Here is a 21298-nt window from a genome sequence, read left to right as displayed (position 1 = left end):
CCCGTTCCGGGGTCCAAGGGGCGGAGCCCCTTGAAGGGACGGGAAGGGTAGGGGCGGCGGGGGCGGAAAAAATGCCCCGCCCCCTCTCCCGCACCCTCACCCCCCGTCCGCGAACCGCTCCCCCCGCTCAGCCATCCGCACCAACAACGCCGGCGGTGCGAACCGCTCCCCGTACCGCTCCGCCAACTCCCGCGCCCGCGCGACGAACCCCGGCAGCCCGCCCTCGTACCCGTTGACGTACTGCAGCACACCCCCCGTCCACCCCGGGAACCCGATCCCGAAGATCGACCCGATGTTCGCGTCGGCGACCGATGTCAGCACCCCCTCCTCAAGCAGCCGCACCGTGTCCAACGCCTCCGCGAACAACATCCGTTCCTGCATGTCACGGAACGGGATCTCATGCCCGGGCTTGGTGAAGTGCTCGCGCAGCCCCGGCCACAGGCCACCCCGCCGCCCGTCCTCGCCGTACTCGTAGAAGCCCGCGCCGCCACTGCGCCCGGTCCGCCCGAACTCGTCGACCATGCGGTCGACGACGGCCTCGGCGGGGTGCGCGGTCCACGTGCCGCCCGCCTCCTCCACCGCCCGCCGCGTCTCGGTACGGATCTTGCGCGGCAGGGTCAGCGTGAGCTCGTCCATCAGGGAGAGCACCTTCGCCGGGTATCCGGCCTGTGCCGCCGCCTGTTCGACCGACGCCGGTTCGATGCCCTCGCCGACCATCGCCACGCCCTCGTTGAGGAAGTGCCCGATGACCCGCGAGGTGAAGAAGCCGCGCGAGTCGTTGACGACGATCGGCGTCTTGTTGATCTGCCGGACCAGGTCGAACGCGCGGGCCAGCGCCTCGTCGCCGGTCCGCTCGCCCTTGATGATCTCGACGAGCGGCATCTTGTCGACGGGTGAGAAGAAGTGCAGCCCGATGAAGTCGGTCTGGCGTTCGACTCCCTCGGCGAGCGCCGTGATGGGGAGCGTGGAGGTGTTGGAGCAGAGCAGCGCGTCGGGGGCGACGACGTGCTCGATCTCCTGGAACACCTTGTGCTTGAGCGAGGTGTCCTCGAACACCGCCTCGATCACCGCGTCGCAGCCCGCGAGGTCGGCCGCCTCGGCGGTCGGCGTGATGCGGGCGAGCAGGGCGTCGGCCTTGTCCTGCGTGGTGCGGCCGCGCGAGACGGCCTTGGCGCACAGCTTCTCGCTGTACCCCTTGCCCTTGACGGCGGCCTCCAGGGACACGTCCTTGAGGACGACCTCGATGCCCGCGCGGGCGCAGGAGTAGGCGATGCCGGCGCCCATCATCCCGGCGCCGAGGACGGCGACCCGCCGCACCTGACGCTTGGCCACGTCCCTGGGCCGGTTGGCGCCGGAGTTGACGGCCTGGAGGTCGAAGAAGAACGCCTGGATCATGTTCTTGGCCGTCTGCCCGGCGGCCAGTTCGACGAAGTACCGCGCCTCGATGAGCTGCGCGGTCTCGAAGTCGACCTGGGAGCCCTCGACGGCGGCGGCCATGATGTTGCGCGGCGCCGGGTAGGGCGCGCCGTTCGTCTGCTTGCGCAGGTTGGCCGGGAAGGCGGGCAGGTTGGTCGCGAACTTGGGGTTGGCGGGGGTGCCGCCGGGGATGCGGTAACCCGGCTTGTCCCAGGGCTGGGCGGACTCGGGGTGGGCGTCGATGAAGGCGCGGGCCCTGGCGAGCATGTCCTCGGGGCTGTCGGCGACCTCGTCGACCAGGCCGTTCTCCTGGGCGCGGCGCGGGTTGTACTGGGTGCCCTGGAGGAGGACCTTCAGCAGCGCGTCGGCGATGCCGAGCATCCGTACCGTACGGACGACGCCGCCGCCCCCGGGGAGCAGGCCGAGGGTGACCTCGGGGCAGCCGATGCGGGAGCCGGGAGCGTCCAGGGCGACGCGGTGGTGGCAGGCGAGGGCGATCTCGTAACCGCCGCCGAGGGCCGCGCCGTTGAGCGCGGCGACGACCGGCTTGCCGAGGGTCTCGATGCGGCGCAGGTTCCGCTTGATCGCCATGCCGCCGTCGAAGAGTTCCTGGGCGGTCTCGGGCGTGACGCGGATGAGGTCGCGCAGGTCGCCGCCGGCGAAGAAGGTCTTCTTCGCGGAGGTGACGATGACGCCGCGGACCGCGTCCTTCTCGGCCTCCAGGCGGTCGGCGACCGCGGCGAGGGAGTCACGGAACGCCTGGTTCATGGTGTTCGCGGACTGGGCGGGGTCGTCGAGGACGAGGGTGACGATCCCGGTGTCGTCCTGTTCCCAGCGGATGGTGGTGGCTTCGGTGGTCATGAGGGGAGCTCCAGAGGATCAGGGGGTCGGTGGTCCGTCGGGAGGGGTCAGACGCGCTCGACGACGGTGGCGATGCCCATGCCGCCGCCCACGCAGAGGGTGGCGAGCCCGAACCGCTTGTCCTGGCGCTCCAGTTCGTCGACGAGCGTGCCGAGGATCATGGCGCCGGTGGCGCCGAGCGGGTGGCCGAGCGCGATGGCGCCGCCGTTGACGTTGACCTTGTCCAGGGACAGTCCCATGTCCTTGACGAAGCGGAGCACGACGGCCGCGAACGCCTCGTTGATCTCGACGAGGTCGATGTCGTCGATGGTCAGCCCGGCCCGGGCGAGCGCCTTGCGGGTGGCGGGGGCGGGACCGGTGAGCATGATGGTGGGCTCGGAGCCGGAGACGGCGGCGGAGACGATCCGGGCGCGCGGGGTGAGGCCGTAGCGCTCACCGATCTCCTTCGAGCCGATCGCGACGAGCGCGGAACCGTCCACGATGCCGGAGGAGTTGCCCGCGTGGTGGACGTGGTCGATCTTCTCCACCCAGTGGTACTTCTGCAGCGCGACGGCGTCGAAGCCGCCCAGGTCGCCGATGTCGGCGAAGGACGGCTTCAGCTTGGCGAGGGAGTCGGCGGTGGTGCCCGGCCGCAGGTGCTCGTCGTGGTCAAGGACGGTGAGCCCCGCGCGGTCCTTGACCGGGACGACGGACCGCTCGAAGCGGCCCTCCTTCCAGGCGGTGGCGGCGCGCTCCTGGGACAGGGCCGCGTACTCGTCGACGTCGCGCCGCGAGAATCCCTCGATCGTGGCGATGAGGTCGGCCCCGATGCCCTGGGGGACGAAGTTGGTGGCGAGGTTGGTCATCGGGTCGGCGAACCAGGCGCCGCCGTCGGAGGCCATCGGCACCCGGGACATCGACTCCACGCCGCCCGCCAGCACCAGGTCCTCCCAGCCGGAACGCACCTTGGCGGCGGCCATGTTGACCGCTTCGAGCCCGGAGGCGCAGAAGCGGTTCTCCTGCACGCCGGCCACCGTGTCGGGCAGTCCGGCGGCGATCGCGGCGATCCGGGCGATGTCGGAGCCCTGGTCGCCGACGGGGCCGACGACGCCGAGCACGATGTCGTCGACGGCGGCCGGGTCGAGTTGGGGCCAGCGGGCGCGCAGCTCGTGGATGAGGCCGGTGACGAGGTCGATGGGCTTGGTGCCGTGCAGGGCCCCGTTGGCCTTGCCACGGCCGCGCGGGGTGCGGATCGCGTCGTAGACGTACGCTTCGGTGCTCACGGGCTGACCTTTCGGGAGGCGTGCGGGGGTCGGGGGGCGTCGGTGGTGAGGTGCGGCAGGTCCCAGTCCCGGGCGACGGCCGCCGTGTCGGCGCCGGGCCGGGCGGGAGCGCTGCGGACGGCCGTGGGGGTCGCGGAGAAACGGGGCGCGGGGGCCGGCTGGGTGAGGCCGCCGTGGTCGGTGAAGGTACCGCGCGCGGCGAGGTGCGGGTCGGCCGGGGCCTCGCGCAGCGACCGGACGGGCGCCACGCAGGCGTCGGAGCCGGCGAAGACCTCGGTCCACTCGGCGCGGGTACGGGTGCGGAAGCGGGCGGCGACGGCGGCGCGCAGCTCGGGCCAGCGGGCCGGGTCGTCGCGCGGCGGAAGCGGTTCCTCGGTGCCGAGGAGGGCGGTGAACTCGGCGTAGAACCGTTCCTCCAGGGCGCCGACGGCCATGTGGTGGCCGTCGGAGGTCTCGTAGGTGCCGTAGAACGGGCAGCCGCCGTCGAGGAGGTTGGCGCCGCGCCGGTCCTGCCACGCCCCGGCGGCGAGCATGCCGTGCAGCATCGCGGTGAGGTGGACGGTGCCGTCGACGATGGCGGCGTCCACGACCTGGCCGGTGCCGGTGGCGCGGGCGTGGTGCAGTGCGGCGAGGGCGCCGACGACGAGGTAGAGGGCGCCGCCCGCGTAGTCGCCGAGGAGGTTGGCGGGGGCGACGGGCGGGCGGTCGGGGTCGCCGGTGATGCCGAGGGCGCCGGTGCGGGCGAGGTAGGCGAGGTCGTGGCCGGCGCGGTCGGCGAGGGGGCCCTCCTGGCCCCAGCCGGTCATCCGGCCGTAGACCAGGCGGGGGTTGCGGGCGTGGCAGTCGGCGGGGCCGACGCCGAGCCGTTCGGCGACGCCGGGGCGGTAGCCCTCCAGCAGGATGTCGGCGCGTGCGGCCAGGTCCAGGACGCGGGCGGGGCCGTCGGGGGATTTCAGGTCGAGGACGACGGAGCGCTTGTTGCGGTTGGTGACGTCGAGGGCGGGGTCGATGCCGAGGCCGGGGCCGGTGGGGCGGTCCACGCGGACGACGTCCGCGCCGAGGTCGGCGAGGAGCATGGCGGCGAAGGGGGCGGGGCCGATGCCGGCGAGTTCGACGACGCGGACGTCCGTGAGGGGGCCGGTGGGGGCGGGTGGTGGTGCGGGTGTCGCCGACGGTGCGGGTGGTGTCGTTGCCTCGGACATCGGGCTCCCCTGGGGCGAGCAAGCGCTTGGTTATGCGGTTGGGCTCCAAGGGTAGGCCACGGGGGGCGATTTTTCTCGCCCCCCGCCGCCCCTGGACTCAGGGAGTCGCCCTCTTCAGAGCCGCACGGCACAGGGTGTCCGCTCTGCGGGTTGTCTCCGGGAGGCGGTACCTCGGGGACAGGGCCAGGGTGTGGGCGCAGGCGTTGTCGAGGGTCACCCGGTGGCCCGTGGAGACGAAGACCGGTTTGACGCCGGTCCGGGTGCGCAGGGCGCGGCCTACCTCCTCGGTGCCGTCGGCGAGCAGGGGGCTGGTGCTGCCGCGCGGGGCGGCGGGAGGTTCGTAGGTGAAGGTGAACGGGTTCTTCGCGACGCCGATGACCGGGAGCCCGGTGAGGACGCCCAGGTGGCTGGCGAGGCCGAAGCGGCGGGGGTGGGCGCGGCCGTAGCCGTCGCAGACGACCAGGCCCGGGTCGCACGGCAGCGCCTCCAGCGCGGCCAGGACCGCGGGGAGCTCGCGGAAGGCCAGCAGGCCGGGCACGTACGGGAAGGAGACCTCGCCGACGGCGGTGGCCTCGGCCACCGGCTCCAGGGTGGCCGCGTCGAGGACGACGGCCGCCGCGGCGACGACGTTGCGCGCGTCGTCGTAGGCGACGTCCACGCCCGTCACGTTGCCGGTTCCCGGCGGCGGTCCGGGCTCGTCGAGGATCACCCGGCCGCGCAGGGCGTCCTGGACGGCCAGTGCCTCTTCCTCGGTGGCGGGGGCGGGCGGGCCCGCGGGGATGCGTACGGTCGTCATGGTGGGACGAGGGTACGGCCCCGCGGGCGGCGCTCACTTGCCGAGAGCTCGCTGGAGCTGGGCCTTGTTCATGTCCGAACGGCCGTGGACGTTCTTCTTCTTGGCCTCTTCGTAGAGCTGGTCGTACGTCGGTCCCTGCGCCCCCTTGCCGGAGCGCTGGCCGCCGCGCTTGCCGGACGACATGTCCTGGGTCGAGGTCCTGCTCTTCTGCTTGGCCTCGCCGGACCGGGCGCGCTCCTTGTTCACCGTGCGCGCGGCGATCTCCTTCGCGCGGCCGGTGCTCTCGCCGCGGTCCTCGGCGCTCTTCTTGATGTGCTCGTACTGGCGTTCACGCTTCGGGCTCGACCCGCTGGGCATGGACGTTCACTTCCTTTCGGGACACGTGAGGACCGGGTACCCCTCATCCCCCAGGCAAGCACCGCGTCCGTCGCACCGCGCGGCCACTACTCCGGCCGGGCGGGAACCGGGAGCCGCGCGCGGGTGTCTTCTCGAAGTGTCACGGTGTCCGGGTGTCGACGTCACGGTGATTGGACTCGGTGACAGAGGTCACTCGCACCTCGTGTGCACGGAACGGCCGGTTCCGGCGTCTTTTTGGACGACGGGTTCCGGCCACCGGGAGTCCGTCCGGCCCATCACAAGGGAGCAAGGCGATGTCCACCGTCATAGAGCAGCCCGTCGAGGCACGCCTGGTCGCCGCCGCGCCGCGGATGTCGAGCATCCCCGCCGCGCTCCACTACGACCGCGCGGACCCGTTCGCCGTCCGCATGACCTTCCCGGCGCCGGCGACGCTGGAAGGGGTGGACGTGTGCTGGACGTTCGCGCGGGAGCTGCTGGCGGCGGGGCTGGAGCGGGCGGAGGGGGACGGGGACGTGCGGGTGCGGCCGTACGGGTACGACCGGACGGTGCTGGAGTTCCATGCGCCGGAGGGGACGGCTGTGGTGCATGTGCACTCGCGTGACGTGCGGAGGTTCTTGCGGGCGGCGGGGGAATTGGTGCCGGTGGGGCTGGAGCATCTCCAGATCGACCTGGACCGGGACCTGGCGGAGCTGATGCGGGACGCGTGAGGAGTGAGGTGGGTGTGTTGTCGGGTGCGGGTGGGTGGGTGGGTGGTTGCTCGCGCAGTTCCCCGCGCCCCTGAAAGCGTGGGGCGCCCCCTGCTTTTGAGGGCTCGCCAACGAACCGAACCCCCGAGCTCTCAGGCGCCGCCCACCCTCGTCTCCACCGCCGCTGCCAGGCCTTCGCGGATCTCCCTCGCGACCGGGTCCGTCGCCAGGGCGGGCGCGGACGTGGCGGGGGGCAGCCCCGCCGTCGCCGCCAGCGCGGCCAGCGCCGCCTCGTCCGGCGGTGCCGCGGCTCCCGCGGTCAGCGCGCGGCGGACCGCGGCCTGGAGCGCCGTCGTCTTCTCGACGTCGACCAGCGTGTAGTCCACCGTCGGCAGGAAGCCCAGCGCCCGCCGCTTCCCGGGGCGGAGGAGGCCGTCGGCCGCCAGGCCGGCGCGTACCGCGTCGAGGGTGACGGAGGCGTGTGCCGTCACCCACTCCGCCCAGGTGCGCGGGCGGGACTCCTGGACCAGTTCGAGGAAGTCGTCGAGCGCGTCGTCGCCCGTCGTCGCGTCGAGGTCGACCGGGGTGACGATGCCGTCCACGTCGGCCAGCAGCCCGCGCCGCGCCAGTTCCGTGAGGGCGCCGGCCCGTACCAGGTACGGCAGCCGGTCGACGGCGACCGGCTCCCCCGTCGCCGTGTCCCAGGACAGCAGGCAGAGGCGGGCGGGCAGGCTGAGGGAGCCATCAAGCACGTCGGCCTCCTTGCGTCAGGTCGGACCGTGGGCCGGGGGCCGGTCCACGGATATTCCGTTGACACACCTCGTACCCGTTCCTACCGTGGACACCGGTTCTGTTGCCGTCGATCGGAGAAGGACGTTGCTCGTCTGAGGTCCTGGGACACCGCGCCGCACGCTCACCCGGCCGCGCTGAGTCGAGTCGAACTCAGCCCCGCCGTGCCGAGCCGCCCGCGCGTCGTGTGCGACCTCGATCCACGAGCCGTCCCGCCGACGGAGGACCGTCAGCCCTGCCGGGTCCTCCTCGCGGTGTCCCGTACGCGTGTTCATGATTCGCCCCCACACGCCCCTGCGAGGCCCGTATGCATACCCATACCTCTGTCACCTGTACGTCCCTGTCCTTCGCCTGGCCGGACGGCACCCCCGTCCTGGACGGTCTCGACGCGGCGTTCGGCCCCGGCCGCACCGGACTCGTCGGCGTCAACGGCTCGGGGAAGTCGACCCTGCTGAAACTGCTCGCCGGGGAACTGACCCCGGCGGACGGCACCGTGCGCGTCACCGGCGAGGTCGGGTACCTGCCGCAGAACGTCACGCTCGACACCTCCCTGCGCGTCGACGAGGCGCTCGGCATCGCCTCCGTGCGCGCCGCGCTGCACGCCATCGAGGCGGGCGACGTGGCCGAGGAGCACTTCACGGCCGTCGGCGACGACTGGGACGTCGAGGAGCGCGCGCTCGCGGTCCTCGGCGAGCTGGGCCTCGGCCACATCGGCCTGGACCGCACGCTCGGCGAGGTCTCCGGCGGCGAGTCCGTCCTGCTCCGGCTGGCCGCCCTGCTGCTGCGCCGCCCCGACGTGCTGCTGCTCGACGAGCCCACCAACAACCTCGACCTGCACGCGCGCCGCCGGCTGTACGAGGCGGTGGACGCGTGGTCCGGGCCGGGCGCGCTGGTGGTGGTCAGCCACGACCGCGATCTCCTCGACCGCGTCGACCAGATCGCCGATCTGCGCGCCGGGGAGCTCACCTGGTACGGCGGCAACCTCTCCGCGTACGAGGAGGCCCTCGCCGTCGAACAGGACGCCGCCGCGCGGATGGTGCGCGTGGCCGAGGCGGACCTGCGCAAGCAGAAGCGCGAACTCGTCGACGCGCAGGCGAAGCTGGCCCGCCGCAAGCGGTACGGGCAGAAGATGAACGACAACAAGCGCGAACCGAAGATCGTCATGGGAGCGCGCAAGCGGGCCGCGCAGGAGTCCGCGGGCAAGCACCGCATCCTGCACGAGGAGCGGCTGGCCGCGGCCCGGGAGCGGCTCGACGAGGCCGCCGACGCCGTCCGGGACGACGACGAGATCCGCGTCGAACTGCCGTACACGGCCGTGCCGCCGGGCCGGAGCGTGCTCACCCTGCGCGATCTGGAGGTGTCGTACGGGGGTCTGCTCGAGGGCGGGCTCGATCTGCACGGGCCCGAGCGGGTCGCGCTGATCGGGCGCAACGGCGCGGGCAAGACCACGCTGCTGCGCACGGTCGCGGGCGAGCTGCCGCCGGTGCGGGGCGAGGCGACGGTCCATGTGCCCGCGCGGTTCCTGCCGCAGCGGCTCGACGTGCTCGACGACACACTGACCGTGGCGCAGAACGTGGCCCGGTTCGCGCCCGGCGCCACCGACAACCGGATCCGGGCGCGGCTGGCCCGCTTCCTGTTCCGGGGTGCCCGGGCCGACCGGGCGGCGGGGACCCTGTCCGGCGGGGAGCGGTTCCGCGCGGCCCTGGCCGCGTTGATGCTCGCCGAGCCCGCGCCCCAGCTGCTGCTGCTCGACGAGCCGACCAACAACCTCGACATGGCGAGCGTGCGGCAGCTGACCTCCGCGCTGGAGTCGTACGAGGGCGCCCTCCTGATCGCCTCCCACGACCTGCCGTTCCTCCAGTCCGTCGGCATCACCCGCTGGCTGCTCCTGGACGGGGGCGAGCTGCGCGAGACGTCGGCCGAGGAGGTGGCGGCGGGTTGACCGGAAAGGAGTCCGGCGGACATGTGGTGCTGCTGATGCGCCTCTGATCCGTCCCTCGGTACGGAGGCGGGGACCGCGCGCCTGATCAGCGGCCTTTACAGCGCGCTTAACCTACGGCTGCGTAACCTACGGTCTCGTAGCCTACGACGCCGTAGGTTACGGCGCCGTAGGTCCCGTCGGCGCCGCCCCAGGCGTCGCAGGCCGTGCGGGCCCACCGCTCGGGTCCGCCCGCCGCACACACGCACCACCCTTCCGTCCCCCGTTCGTCCCCCTGGAGTGCCTCGTGACCGTTACCTCCCCCCTTCTCGGCAGCCCGTCCGCCTGGACCGACGCGCGGCTGCTGTACGCGCTGGAGGAAGTGGTCGAGCAGGAGCTGAACCGGCATCTGAAGGTCGCCAAGGACTGGATGCCGCACGAGTACGTGCCGTGGGGCGACGCGCGCAACTTCCCCGGGTTCTTCGAGGACGGCGAGGCCTGGCAGAAGGACCAGTCCAAGGTCACCGAGATCGGCCGCACCGCCCTGGTGGTCAATCTGCTGACCGAGGACAACCTCCCCAGCTACCACCACGAGATCGCCACCCTGTTCGGCCGCGACGGCGCCTGGGGCACCTGGGTGCACCGCTGGACGGCGGAGGAGGGCCGGCACGGCATCGTCATGCGCGACTATCTGCTCGCCTCGCGCGCGGTCGACCCGGACAAGCTGGAGCAGTTCCGGATGGCGCACATGAGCGAGGGCTTCGAGTCGGACAACGCGCACTCGATGCTCCACTCGATCGCGTACGTCGCCTTCCAGGAACTGGCCACGCGCATCTCGCACCGCAACACCGGGCACCAGTCGGGCGACCCGGTGTGCGACCGGATGCTGGCGCGGATCGCCACGGACGAGAACCTGCACATGGTCTTCTACCGCAACCTGCTCAAGGCCGCGTTCGAACTCGCGCCCGACCTGACGATGCGGGCGGTGCGGGACGTGGTCGTCGAGTTCCGCATGCCGGGCCACGGCATTCCCGGCTTCGAGCGGGCGGCGGCGCAGATGGCGATAGGCGAGGTCTACAACCTGCGCATCCACCACGACGACGTGCTCCAGCCGGTGCTGCGCCACCTGAAGGTGATGCAGCTCGACGGGCTGGGCCCGGAGGGGCTGAAGGCCCAGGAGGAACTGGGCCTGTTCATGGGTGGGCTGGACGCGGAGGCGTCGAAGTTCGACGAGAGGCTCGCGGCGCGGAAGGCGCGGATGGCGGCGCGGGCGGCGGGCTGACGCGGCGCGGTGTGCGGGCCCGCGAGGGCCTTCGGGCGCCGCGCTTCAGCCCTCGTCCGCGCGGACGAGGCGCAGGCGCTCCTTCTCCGACAGGCCGCCCCAGACACCGAATCGTTCGTCGTGGCGGAGGGCGTATTCGAGGCAGACGGAGCGGGTCTCGCACATGCCGCAGATGCGTTTGGCGTCGCGGAGGGAGCTGCCGGGCTCGGGGAAGAAGAAGTCCGCGCCCGTCTGGGCGCAGAGGGCGCGCTGCTGCCAGGCGAGGTCGGCGGCGGTGAGGGGTTCCGAGTGCATGGGGCGATGCTGCCGGGGCCCGAAAAACGTCCGATCAACGAGGGATCAACGGGGGTGGGTGCGGCATTTTTTCCTCGCCCCCGCCGCCCCTGCCCTTCCCGTCCCGACAAGGGGCTCCCGCCCCTTTGACCCCGGGAGAGCTCGGGTGGGTGGGGTTGTGTGGGGGGCGCGGGTGGGTGGGGGCTCTCGCGCAGTTCCTCGCGCCCCTCGAAAGCAGGGGGCGCCCCACGCTTTTAGGGGCGCGGGGAACTGCGCGATCGGCCACGGCGCACCCGCACCCGCCGACGTACCCGCCCGTCCGAGTTCTCGGGCGCCCCGCGCGTGGTGGGTGGAGGGATGGCAGACTCTCACGTGGGGACCACGGGACCTTGCGGAGGAGCCGGACATGCTCAGTACGCGTTACGTCAGCGGCGCACCCAACTGGCTCGACGTCGGCGCCCCCGACATCGACGCCGCCGCCTCCTTCTACGCCGCCCTCTTCGGCTGGCACTTCACCCCCGCCGGCCCGGGCGCCGGCGGCTACGGCTTCTTCCGGCTCACCGAGCAGACCGTCGCCGGGGGCATGCCGATCACCCCCGAGCAGGGCCCGCCGTCCTGGAACGTGTACTTCCAGGTCCCGGACGCCGGCGCCACCGCGAAGACCGTCGAGCAGGCGGGCGGCCGCGTCCTGGTGCCGCCGATGGACGTGATGGGCGAGGGCACGATGGCGGTCTTCGCCGACCGCGCGGGCGCCACGTTCGGCGTCTGGCAGCCGGGCCGCGTCAAGGGACTGGACGTCGCGGGCGGCCTCGGCGCCCTGTGCTGGGTCGAGCTGCACACCGCGGACGTCCCCGCCTCGGCCGCGTTCTACCACAAGGTCTTCGGCTGGGAGATCGAGGGCGTGCCCTGGCCCGGCGGCGACACGTACACCACCGTCAACCCGGCGGACGGCGGCCCGGACACCATGTTCGGCGGCCTGGTCGCGACGGCCGACGACCCCACCGGGGCCCAGGGCGGGGCGGACGCGCACTGGCTGCCGTACTTCTCCGTCGCGGACACGGACGCCGTGGCGACGAGGGCCGGGGACGAGGGCGGCGGCGTCCGGCTCCCGCCGACGGACGTACCCGACGTGGGCCGGATCGCCCGCCTCACCGACCCCTACGGCGCACGGTTCGCGGTGCTCAAGCCCGCGCCCCGCCAGGGCTGACCGGCAGCTCGCGGCACACGGTTCACGCGGAGGCGCGCCGCACCAGCGTGGTGGGCAGCACCATCCCGGCGGGCGTGCCGTCCGCCTCCGTGCCCACTCCTCCCCCGCCGCCGTCGCGGTCCAGCGTGCGCAGCAGCAGGCGGGCCATGAGCCGCCCCATCTCCTCGATGTCCTGGCGGACGGTGGTGAGCGGCGGGTCGGTCTGCTCGGCGACGGGCAGCATGTCGTCGAAGCCGACGACGGCGACGTCGTCCGGCACCCGCCGCCCCGTCTCCCGCAGCACCCGCAGGGCGCCCGCCGCGGTCAGGTCGTTGGCGGCGAACACGGCGTCCACGTCGGGCCGTCGCTCCAGCAGCTCCCGCATCGCCCGCTCCCCGCCGGCGGGTGTGAAGTCGCCCTCCGCCACGAGGCCGGGGTCGCCGTCGCCCATGACGTCCCGGAACCCTTCCAGCCGGTCCACGCCGGAGGTCTGGTCGAGGGCCCCGGCGATGTGCGCGATGCGCGTACGGCCGAGGGCGACGAGGTGGCGTACGGCCTCGCGGGCGCCGCCGCGGTTGTCGCTGTCGACGTAGACCGCCTCGCCCGTGCCGTCGGTGCCGTCGCCCCAGTCGGGCCGCCCGCCGAACACGGTGGGCACGCCGGCCCGGCGCACCAGGCTCGGCAGCGGGTCGTCGAGGTGCAGGGAGAAGACGAGCGCCCCGTCGACATGCCCGCCGGCGAGATAGCGGCCGACGCGGGCGTGGTCCTCGCGGCCCTCGGTGAGCAGCAGCACGAGCTGGGAGTCGTGGGCGGTGAGTTCCTTGCTGATGCCGCGCAGCTGGACGGCGAAGAAGGGGTCGGCGAAGACCCGGGCCTCGGGTTCGGCGATGACGACGGCGACGGCGTCGTGCCGCTTGGTGACGAGGCTGCGGGCGGCCTGGTTGGGTACGTAGCCGAGTTCGTCGACGGCCCGGCGCACCCGCTCGGCGAGGCGTTCGCGGACGCCGTCGCCGCCGTTGACGACCCGGGAGACGGTGGCCCGGGAGACACCGGCCCGGGCGGCCACCGCCTCCAGCGTGGGCCGCGGCGCGGTCTCGGTCACTCGGCACTCCTCCTCGGCGGGCTGCCGTCAGGATAGCTCCGCCGCTCACCCGTCCCCGGCCGTGCTCCGACGGCCACCGCGCGGGTGCGCCGGGGCGTCCTTGCGGGCGCGGCTGGGCTGTACGCGCTTGGGCTCGCCCGGCATCTTGGGGTACTCGGGCGGGTACGGCAGGTCGCCGAGGCCGTGTTCGTGCTCGTCGCGGCGGGCGAGGTCGAGGAGGGCGTCCAGGGAGTAGGCGTGGTCGTCCATGTCCGCGTGGACGTCGCCGAGTTCGGCGAAGCGGCGGGGCATGGTCTCCAGGTCGAAGTCGCGGGGGCGGGCGTCGGGGACCTCGTCCCAGCGCAGCGGGGCCGAGACGGGGGCGTGCGCCTTGGGCCGTACCGAGTAGGCGGAGGCGATGGTGCGGTCACGGGCGGTCTGGTTGTAGTCGACGAAGGTCTTGCTCCCGCGTTCCTCCTTCCACCACGCGGTGGTGACCTGTTCCGGCATCCGGCGCTCGACCTCGCGGGCGACGGCGATGGCGGCGCGGCGGACCTGGGTGAAGGTCCAGCGCGGCTCGATCGGCACGAAGACGTGCAGTCCCCGGCCGCCGGAGGTCTTGGGCCAGCCGCGCAGCCCGCCGAACTCCTCCAGTACGGCGCGGAGTTCGTGGGCGGCGCGGACGGCCTCGACGTAGCCGGTGCCGGGCTGCGGGTCGAGGTCGATGCGGAGTTCGTCGGGCCGGTCGACGTCCGTGCGCCGCACCGGCCAGGGGTGGAAGGTGAGGGTGCCGTACTGGGCGGCCCACAGGACGGCGGCCTCCTCGGTGGGGCACATCTCGTCGGCGCTGCGGCCGCTGGGGAAGGTGATGTGGGCGGTGGGGATCCAGTCGGGCATGCCCTTGGGCGCGCGCTTCTGGAAGAACCACTCGCCGCCGACGCCGTCCGGGTACCGCTCCAGGGTGGTGGGGCGGTCGCGCAGGGCGCGCAGGATGCCGGGGGCGACGGCCTGGTAGTAGCGCGCGACGTCCAGCTTGGTGAAGCCGCGCTCCGGAAAGAACACCTTGTCCGGGCTGGACAGCCGTACGGTCCGCCCCGCCACCCGCAGTTCCACCGCTTCGCCCATGCGAGCCACGGTAGGCGTACGCCGCATACCTCGCACACCGGGCGAAGGCGGGCGTACGGCCGCAGAATCGGGCCATGGACCTGCCGGTGATGCCTCCCGTTCTGCCGATGCTCGCCAAGTCCGTGGCGCGGATTCCGCCGGACATGCAGTACGAGGCGAAGTGGGACGGGTTCCGGGCGATCGTCTTCCGCGACGGCGCCGAGGTGGAGCTGGGCAGCCGCAATGGCAAGCCGCTGACCAGGTACTTCCCCGAGTTGGTGGACGCGCTGCGGGAGCGGCTGCCGGAGCGGTGCGTGGTGGACGGGGAGATCGTGGTCGCCCGGGACGGACGGCTGGACTTCGACGCGCTGAGCGAGCGCATCCACCCGGCGGCCTCGCGGGTGCGGACGCTCGCCGAGCGGACGCCGGCGTCGTTCGTCGCGTTCGATCTGCTGGCGCTGGACGACGAGGCGCTGCTGTCCGCCCCGCTCACGGACCGGCGCGCGCTGCTGGAGCGGGCGCTCGCCGGTGTCTCGGCGCCGGTGCACCTGGCGCCCGCGACGCGCGACCGGGCGGAGGCCGAGCGGTGGTTCGAACAGTTCGAGGGGGCGGGGCTCGACGGGGTGGTGGCCAAGCCGCTGACGTTGCGGTACCGGCCGGACGAGCGGGCGATGTTCAAGATCAAGCACGAGCGGACGGCGGACGTGGTGGTGGCCGGGTACCGCTTCCACAAGAGCGGCCCGGTCGTCGGCTCGCTGCTGCTCGGGCTGTACGACGGGGCGGGGGTGCTGCAGCACGTGGGGGTGTGCGCGGCGTTCACGATGAAGCGGCGGGCGGAGCTGGTGGAGGAGCTGGAGCCGCTGCGGATGGAGGACGTGGCGGGGCATCCGTGGGCGGCGTGGGGGGACGAGGCGGCGCATGCGGGGGCGCGGTTGCCGGGGGCGCCGAGTCGGTGGTCGGGGAAGAAGGATCTGTCGTGGGTGCCGGTGCGGCCGGAGCGGGTGGCCGAGGTGGCGTACGACCATATGGAGAACGGGGTGCGGTTTCGCCATACGGCGCGGTTTCGGCGGTGGCGGGTGGACCGGGACGCGGCGAGCTGCACGTTCGGCCAACTGGAGGAGCCGGTGCGGTACGACTTGGCGGAGGTGTTGGGGGGCGCCCTGTGAGGGGTTTCGCCCCCGCCGCCCCTACCCTCCCCGTCCTCTGCGGGCGGGTGGGTGGTTGCTCGCGCAGTTCCCCGCGCCCCTTCAGGGCGCGGGGTGTCAGGGGCGCGGGGAACTGCGCGACCGGCCACGACGCCCCCGCAGCCGCCGAACCACAGAAGCTCCCGAGCGGTTGGGCGCTTCGCGAAAGACCCCCTACGGCTTCATCAGGACCTTGACCGCGCCCTCCTGCTTCTTCTGGAACATGTCGTACGCGTGGGGCGCGTCCGACAGGGGGACGTGGTGCGTCGCGAACGTGTCGACGCCCAGGGGGTCCGCCTCCGTGAGGAGGGGGATGATGTCGTCGGTCCAGCGGCGCACGTTCGCCTGGCCCATGCGCAGCTGGATCTGTTTGTCGAACATGGTGAGCAGCGGCATCGGGTCCGCCTGCCCCCCGTACACCCCGGACAGCGAGATCGTGCCGCCCCGCCGCACCAGGTCGATCGCCGTGTACAGCGCGGCGAGCCGGTCGACGCTGAACCGTTCCGCGATCTTCGAGCCGATCGCCCGCGGCAGCACACCCGCCGCGGTCTGCGCGAGCTTCGCGGTCCCACTGCCGTGCGCCTCCGTGCCGACCGCGTCGATGACGGCGTCCGGGCCGCGCCCGGCGGTCTTGTCGCGGATCGCCTCGACGAGCTCCTTCTCGCTGTCGAAGTCGCGCAGGTCGAACGTCTCCACACCGCGCTCCCGCATCCGCCGCAGCCGCTCGGGCACGAGGTCCACGCCGAACACCCGCTCGGCACCCTGGTGGAGGGCGATCCGGCAGGCCATGTCCCCGATCGGCCCGAGGCCGAGCACGGCGACGGTGCCGCCGGCCGGGACGGCCGCGTACTGGACCGCCTGCCAGGCGGTGGGCAGCACGTCCGAGAGGTAGACGAAGCGGTCGTCCGGCGGCCCCTCGGGCACCTTCATCGGCCCGAACTGCGCCTGCGGCACCCGCAGGTACTCGGCCTGGGCGCCCGGCACGGCGCCGTAGAGCCGGGTGTAGCCGAACAGCGCGGCGCCCATGCCCTCGCCGGACACCTGGGTGGTCTCGCACTGCGTGTAGAGCCCCGTGCCGCACATCCAGCAGTGCCCGCAGGCGATCTGGAACGGTACGACCACGCGGTCGCCCGGCCGCAGGTTCGTCACCTCGGCCCCGACCTCCTCGACGATGCCCATGGGCTCGTGGCCCAGGATGTCGCCCGGGGTCATGAACGGCGTCAGCACCTCGTACAGGTGCAGGTCGGAGCCGCACAGGCCGCTGGAGGTGATGCGGATGACCGCGTCCGTGGGCTGCTCGATGCGCGGGTCGGGCACGTCCTCCACGCGCACGTCCCGTTTGCCCTGCCACGTCACTGCCTTCATCGGCTCGTGCCCCTTCGTTCAGGTCCGCTGGGTAGGGACCGACGGGTACCCGGGGCGCCGTGCGCGAACCCGCCCCGTTGCCCGGAACGGCCCTGTCCGGGGCGCGCCACGCGCTCCGCACCGGTATGGCAGGGATCGTACGAAGGTCACACAATTGACGGGTGGGCATGAGACGCACGACGGGGGCGGCCCGACCGGCCGCGAGAACGCGGACGACGGCGGCCGCGAGGCCGCGGACGACGCGGACGACACGGACGGCGGGCCTGACAGGCCTGGTCGCCGCCGCCCTGCTGGGCCCGCTCCTCGCGGGCTGCACCGGCGGGGACGGCGGCGGCGCGGACGACGGCGGCTCCGGGAGGCACAGCCGCAGCCCCGGCGAGAGCGCCCGGCCCGCCGGACCACTGCTCGCCGTCAAGGTCGACAACGTGGGCCCGGCCCGCCCGCAGGCCGGGCTCGACGCGGCGGACGTCGTCTACGCCGAGCAGGTCGAGGGCGGCCTGAGCCGGCTGATGGCCGTGTTCGCCACCGAGCTGCCCGAGGCGGTCGGCCCCGTCCGCAGCGCACGCGAGTCCGACCTGGAGCTGCTGCGCCAGTTCGACGACCCGACGCTCGCCTTCTCCGGCGCCCAGCACAAGCTCCTCCCCCTGATCGACAAGGCACCCCTGCGGGCCGCGACCCCGGAGTCGGCCCCGGACGCGTACGACCGGGCGAAGGGCCGCCCGGCACCGCACGACCTCTTCCTGCACCCGCGCGCGCTGCTGAAGTCCGCGCCGGGCGCGGACGCGCTCACCACCGGCTTCACCTTCGGTGACGCGCCCTCGGGCGGCTCCCCCGAGACCGACCGCACGGTCCGCTTCCCGGCGGCCCGGTTCGCCTTCGCCTGGTCCGCCGACCGGCACCGCTGGCTGGTCTCGACGGACGGACGGCCGACCGTGACGACCGACGGCACCCGGGTGGCCCCCGCCACGGTGGTCGTGCAGTACGTGACCGTGCGCGCCTCCCGCTTCCACGACTACCTCGGCAGCACGACGCCGTACACGCAGACCGTGGGCACGGGCCGGGCGGAGGTGCTGCGCGACGGCCGCGCGTACGAGGGCCACTGGAAGCGGGACTCCGCGACGGACGGCACGAAGTTCACCACCGCGGACGGTGCGCCGCTGAACTTCGCCAAGGGCCAGGTGTGGGTGGTGCTGGCGAAGAAGCCGTGACGGACCGGCCCGGGCGCCCCACGGGCTCAGACCGCGCGCAGCTTCTCCGCCGCGTCGGACACCCGGCCGATGAGGGCGAAGAACTGCTCCTGCTCCTCGGCGGTGAGCGGGGCGAGGAAGACCTGGTTCATCCGCGCCGTGCGGACCGTCAGCCGGCGGTGGACGCGCCCGCCCTCCTCGGTCAGGTCGAGCAGGAAGCGGCGGCCGTCCCGCGGGTCGCGGACCTTGTCGAGCAGACCCCGGCGGCTCAGCCGGCTGATGACCTCGGCGATGGTCGACCGGTCCAGGCCGACCCGCTCCCCCACCGTGCGCTGGTCGAGCCCCGGCTCGGCGACGAGCGCGTTGAGCACCGCGAACTGGGGCGAGGTGATCTCCTCGGAGACCATCGTGTTCCACAGCAGGTAGTGCGCCTGCTGGAGCCGCCGGGCCAGGTGCCCGGGATGGGTGGAGAGGTCCACCGCGGCCATGTGAGCTCCTCGGGATGCCGGGTGCCGGATTTCGTTGGTGCACTGAATGATATCCGGGGGAAGGGGACCGTGTCGCACCCTTCCACCAGTGCACCATTGCCGCTGTGACCTGCGAATTTACTGTCGAGGTCTTGACGGCACCGACGCGCGGTGGCAGCGTGTGGCTCACCTCGCTGAAATACTCAGTGCGCTGACTAAACGCCCCGCTTCGACGACGAAGGAGCCGCACGGATGGACAAGGTGATCGCCACGGCCGCGGAGGCGGTGGCGGACGTACCGGAGGGCGCGTCGCTCGCGGTGGGCGGGTTCGGGCTCAGCGGTGTGCCGAACGTGCTGATCGAGGCGCTGTACGAGCGGGGCGTCGGCGGACTGAGCGTGGTCTCCAACAACTGCGGCGCCATGGAGTCAGGCCTCGCGGTGCTGCTCGCGGCCGGGCGGATCGTCCGGGTGACCGGCTCCTACATCGGCGGGAACAAGGAGTTCGCCCGGCAGTACCTCGGCGGCGAACTGGAGCTGGAGCTCATCCCGCAGGGCACGCTGGCCGAGCGGCTGCGGGCCGGCGGCGCCGGGATCCCCGCGTTCTACACCCCGGCGGGCGTCGGCACCCAGGTCGCCGAGGGCGGGCTGCCCTGGCGCTACGACGGCTCCGGCGGGGTCGCGCTGGCCTCGCCGCCCAAGGAGGTCCGCGAGTTCGACGGCACGGAGTACGTGCTGGAGCGCGGCATCCGCACCGACTTCGCGCTGGTCCGGGCCGCGAAGGGCGACCGGCACGGCAACCTCGTCTTCCACAGGTCCACCCGCAACTTCAACCCGCTGGCGGCCATGGCGGGCAGGGTCGCGATCGCCGAGGTCGAGGAACTGGTGGAGCCCGGCGAGATCGAGCCGGACGCGGTCCATCTGCCCGGCATCTTCGTGCAGCGCGTGGTCGCGCTCACCCCCGAGCAGGCGGCCGACAAGCGGATCGAGAAGCGGACGGTGAGTTCCTGATGGCCTGGACACGCGAGCAGATGGCCGCCCGCGCGGCCCGTGAACTTCGGGACGGCCAGTACGTCAACCTGGGCATCGGCCTGCCCACCCTGATCCCGAACTACCTCCCCTCCGACGTCGAGGTGATCCTCGAGTCCGAGAACGGCATCCTGGGCACCGGCCCCTACCCCGCCGAGGACGCCGTCGACCCGGACCTGATCAACGCGGGCAAGGAGACCGTCACGGTCCTGCCGGGCGCCTCCTTCTTCGACTCGGCGCTCTCCTTCGGCATGATCCGCGGCGGTCACATCGACGTCGCCGTACTGGGCGCCATGCAGGTCTCCGAGAAGGGCGACCTGGCCAACTGGGCCGTCCCGGGCAAGATGGTCACCGGGATCGGCGGGGCGATGGACCTCGTCCACGGCGCCCGTACGGTCATCGTCGTGATGACGCACACCGCCAAGGACGGCTCGCCGAAGATCCGCACCGAGTGCGCGCTGCCGCTGACCGGCAAGGGGTGCGTCGACCGGATCATCACCGACCTCGGCGTCCTGGACGTCACCGACGACGGACTCGTCCTCGTCGAGACCGCCCCCGGTGTGACGGTGGCGGAGATCACCGCCGCGACCGACGCCGAACTCACCCTCGCGAAGGGCCTGGAGGAGCTGCTGTGAAGGACGTCTACCTCGTCGACGCGGTCCGTACCCCGATCGGCCGCTACAACGGCGGCCTGGCCTCCGTCCGCCCGGACGACCTCGCCGCCCATACCATCCGCCAACTCCTCGCCCGTACGCCCGACTTGGACCCCTCCCGCATCGAGGACGTCTACTACGGCAACGCCAACGGCGCCGGCGAGGAGAACCGCAACGTCGCCCGCATGGCAGGCCTGCTCGCCGGGCTGCCGACCTCCGTGCCCGGCGTCACCGTCAACCGCCTGTGCGCCTCCGGGCTCGAAGCCGTCGTCCAGGCGGCCCGCGCCATCGCCGTCGGAGACGCCTCCGTCGTCCTGGCGGGCGGCGTCGAGTCGATGACCCGGGCCCCGTACGTCCTGCCCAAGAGCGACAAGCCCTTCCCCGCCGCCCATACCGAGCTGTACTCCACCACCCTCGGCTGGCGCATGGCCAACCCGGACATGGACCCGCAGTGGACCGTCCCGCTCGGCGAATCGGCCGAACTCATCGCCGACAAGCACGGGATCGGCCGCGAGCAGCAGGACGAGTTCGCGTTCGGGAGCCACCAGAAGGCGGCGAAGGCGCAGGCCGAAGGGTTGTTCGACGCGGAGATCACTCCCGTGCCGGTCCCGCGGCGCAAGGGCGAGCAGGTCCTCTTCGACGCCGACGAGTCCGTACGCGGCAACGCCTCCCTCGACACGATGGCCAAGCTCAAGCCGTCCTTCCGCAAGGACGGCGGGACCGTCACCGCCGGGAACGCCTCGCCGTTGAACGACGGCGCCGCCGCCCTGCTCCTGACCGACGAGGAGGGCCTGAGGGCCACCGGCCGCGAGCCCCTCGCCCGTGTCTCCGCCACCGGCGTGCACGCCGTCGACCCGCACTACTTCGGCCTCGCCCCCGTCGAGGCCGTCAACCGGGCCCTCGCCAAGGCGGGGAGGTCCTTCGCCGACCTCGACGTGCTGGAGCTGAACGAGGCGTTCGCCGCCCAGGTGCTCGGCTGCCTCGCCGAGTGGCCCGAGTTCGACCCGGCGGTCCTCAACCCGCAGGGGGGCGCCATCGCCCTCGGCCACCCCCTCGGCGCCTCCGGAGCCCGTCTCGCCGGCACCGTCGCCCACCAGCTCGCCCGCAAGGGCGGCGGAGTCGGCGTCGCCACGCTGTGCATCGGCGTCGGCCAGGGCCTCGCACTCGTCCTCGAACGCTGAACCGCCACCCCCGCAAGGGCCC

The 21298-nt window shown here is 73.0% G+C and carries 20 protein-coding genes; 9 read left to right on the top strand and 11 right to left on the bottom strand.

Annotated features, from left to right (window positions below):
- Positions 1 to 96 precede the first annotated feature (96 nt).
- From OIE12_RS28075 to OIE12_RS28055, 5 genes are all read right to left on the bottom strand, one after another.
- Positions 97 to 2277: a 3-hydroxyacyl-CoA dehydrogenase NAD-binding domain-containing protein gene (locus OIE12_RS28075; RefSeq protein ID WP_329140031.1), complete on the bottom strand. Its 2181-nt coding sequence runs from the start codon at positions 2275 to 2277 to the stop codon at positions 97 to 99.
- 47 nt (positions 2278 to 2324) lie between these two features.
- Positions 2325 to 3539 carry an acetyl-CoA C-acetyltransferase gene (locus OIE12_RS28070; protein ID WP_329140029.1) on the bottom strand — a complete coding sequence of 405 codons (1215 nt, stop codon included), beginning with the start codon at positions 3537 to 3539 and terminating at the stop codon, positions 2325 to 2327.
- Entirely contained in the window at positions 3536 to 4741 is a 1206-nt protein-coding gene (locus OIE12_RS28065) for a CaiB/BaiF CoA transferase family protein (RefSeq protein ID WP_329140027.1), read from the bottom strand. The genes OIE12_RS28070 and OIE12_RS28065 overlap by 4 nt, the downstream gene beginning before the upstream one ends.
- A 97-nt stretch (positions 4742 to 4838) precedes the next feature.
- Positions 4839 to 5537: an endonuclease V gene (locus tag OIE12_RS28060; protein ID WP_329140025.1), complete on the bottom strand. Its 699-nt coding sequence runs from the start codon at positions 5535 to 5537 to the stop codon at positions 4839 to 4841.
- Between the two features lie 33 nt (positions 5538 to 5570).
- Positions 5571 to 5894 (bottom strand): plasmid stabilization protein, encoded by a 324-nt coding sequence (locus tag OIE12_RS28055; protein ID WP_329140023.1) that lies wholly within the window; start codon positions 5892 to 5894, stop codon positions 5571 to 5573.
- A 293-nt stretch (positions 5895 to 6187) separates the two neighbouring features.
- Between OIE12_RS28055 and OIE12_RS28050 the strand changes: the two genes are divergently transcribed.
- A complete protein-coding gene (locus OIE12_RS28050) occupies positions 6188 to 6601 on the top strand; it encodes an SsgA family sporulation/cell division regulator (protein WP_329140021.1) in 414 nt (137 codons plus the stop codon).
- 131 nt (positions 6602 to 6732) lie between these two features.
- Here OIE12_RS28050 and OIE12_RS28045 read toward each other — a convergent pair whose 3' ends face one another.
- On the bottom strand, positions 6733 to 7332 hold the full coding sequence (locus tag OIE12_RS28045; RefSeq protein ID WP_329140019.1) for a GOLPH3/VPS74 family protein: 600 nt from the start codon (positions 7330 to 7332) through the stop codon (positions 6733 to 6735).
- A gap of 344 nt (positions 7333 to 7676) precedes the next feature.
- Here OIE12_RS28045 and OIE12_RS28040 point away from each other — a divergent pair, with 344 nt between their 5' ends.
- Both OIE12_RS28040 and OIE12_RS28035 read left to right on the top strand, forming a co-directional pair.
- Positions 7677 to 9311: an ABC-F family ATP-binding cassette domain-containing protein gene (locus tag OIE12_RS28040; RefSeq protein WP_329140017.1), complete on the top strand. Its 1635-nt coding sequence runs from the start codon at positions 7677 to 7679 to the stop codon at positions 9309 to 9311.
- Between the two features lie 283 nt (positions 9312 to 9594).
- Positions 9595 to 10569: an acyl-ACP desaturase gene (locus OIE12_RS28035; RefSeq protein ID WP_329140015.1), complete on the top strand. Its 975-nt coding sequence runs from the start codon at positions 9595 to 9597 to the stop codon at positions 10567 to 10569.
- Positions 10570 to 10614: 45 nt separating this feature from the next.
- On the opposite strand, the gene OIE12_RS28030 is transcribed toward OIE12_RS28035, so the two are convergent.
- Positions 10615 to 10863: a WhiB family transcriptional regulator gene (locus OIE12_RS28030; RefSeq protein WP_329140013.1), complete on the bottom strand. Its 249-nt coding sequence runs from the start codon at positions 10861 to 10863 to the stop codon at positions 10615 to 10617.
- Between the two features lie 385 nt (positions 10864 to 11248).
- Between OIE12_RS28030 and OIE12_RS28025 the strand changes: the two genes are divergently transcribed.
- Positions 11249 to 12049, top strand: a complete 801-nt coding sequence (locus OIE12_RS28025; RefSeq protein ID WP_329140011.1) for a VOC family protein — start codon at positions 11249 to 11251, stop codon at positions 12047 to 12049.
- 22 nt (positions 12050 to 12071) lie between these two features.
- Here the strand turns inward: OIE12_RS28025 and OIE12_RS28020 are convergent, their stop codons facing one another.
- Positions 12072 to 13130: a LacI family DNA-binding transcriptional regulator gene (locus OIE12_RS28020; RefSeq protein ID WP_329140009.1), complete on the bottom strand. Its 1059-nt coding sequence runs from the start codon at positions 13128 to 13130 to the stop codon at positions 12072 to 12074.
- Between the two features lie 45 nt (positions 13131 to 13175).
- Positions 13176 to 14234 carry a non-homologous end-joining DNA ligase gene (gene ligD / locus OIE12_RS28015; protein ID WP_329140007.1) on the bottom strand — a complete coding sequence of 353 codons (1059 nt, stop codon included), beginning with the start codon at positions 14232 to 14234 and terminating at the stop codon, positions 13176 to 13178.
- A 74-nt stretch (positions 14235 to 14308) separates the two neighbouring features.
- Between ligD and OIE12_RS28010 the strand changes: the two genes are divergently transcribed.
- The gene (locus OIE12_RS28010; RefSeq protein WP_329140005.1) at positions 14309 to 15379 is read left to right on the top strand and encodes an ATP-dependent DNA ligase; all 1071 of its coding nucleotides are present in this window, start codon (positions 14309 to 14311) and stop codon (positions 15377 to 15379) included.
- Positions 15380 to 15571: 192 nt separating this feature from the next.
- Here the strand turns inward: OIE12_RS28010 and OIE12_RS28005 are convergent, their stop codons facing one another.
- Positions 15572 to 16762, bottom strand: coding sequence for a zinc-dependent alcohol dehydrogenase (locus tag OIE12_RS28005; protein ID WP_329140003.1), 1191 nt, complete (start codon positions 16760 to 16762; stop codon positions 15572 to 15574).
- Positions 16763 to 16929: 167 nt separating this feature from the next.
- Here OIE12_RS28005 and OIE12_RS28000 point away from each other — a divergent pair, with 167 nt between their 5' ends.
- A complete protein-coding gene (locus tag OIE12_RS28000) occupies positions 16930 to 17970 on the top strand; it encodes a DUF3048 domain-containing protein (protein WP_329140001.1) in 1041 nt (346 codons plus the stop codon).
- Between the two features lie 26 nt (positions 17971 to 17996).
- Here OIE12_RS28000 and OIE12_RS27995 read toward each other — a convergent pair whose 3' ends face one another.
- Positions 17997 to 18437: a MarR family winged helix-turn-helix transcriptional regulator gene (locus OIE12_RS27995; protein ID WP_329139999.1), complete on the bottom strand. Its 441-nt coding sequence runs from the start codon at positions 18435 to 18437 to the stop codon at positions 17997 to 17999.
- Between the two features lie 231 nt (positions 18438 to 18668).
- Here OIE12_RS27995 and OIE12_RS27990 point away from each other — a divergent pair, with 231 nt between their 5' ends.
- From OIE12_RS27990 to OIE12_RS27980, 3 genes are read left to right on the top strand one after another with little or no spacing between them, the layout of a single operon-like run.
- Positions 18669 to 19424: a CoA transferase subunit A gene (locus OIE12_RS27990; RefSeq protein WP_329139997.1), complete on the top strand. Its 756-nt coding sequence runs from the start codon at positions 18669 to 18671 to the stop codon at positions 19422 to 19424.
- The gene (locus OIE12_RS27985) at positions 19424 to 20077 is read left to right on the top strand and encodes a CoA transferase subunit B (RefSeq protein ID WP_329139995.1); all 654 of its coding nucleotides are present in this window, start codon (positions 19424 to 19426) and stop codon (positions 20075 to 20077) included. Before OIE12_RS27990 ends, OIE12_RS27985 begins: the two co-directional genes overlap by 1 nt.
- The gene (locus OIE12_RS27980; RefSeq protein WP_329139993.1) at positions 20074 to 21276 is read left to right on the top strand and encodes a thiolase family protein; all 1203 of its coding nucleotides are present in this window, start codon (positions 20074 to 20076) and stop codon (positions 21274 to 21276) included. The genes OIE12_RS27985 and OIE12_RS27980 overlap by 4 nt, the downstream gene beginning before the upstream one ends.
- Positions 21277 to 21298 lie beyond the last annotated feature (22 nt).

The sequence above is a fragment of the Streptomyces sp. NBC_00670 genome, from assembly GCF_036226765.1.
In the GTDB taxonomy this organism is placed as follows: Bacteria; Actinomycetota; Actinomycetes; order Streptomycetales; family Streptomycetaceae; genus Streptomyces.
Note: the sequence above shows the minus strand (reverse complement) of the source record. Positions and strands in the feature narration are given on the sequence as shown.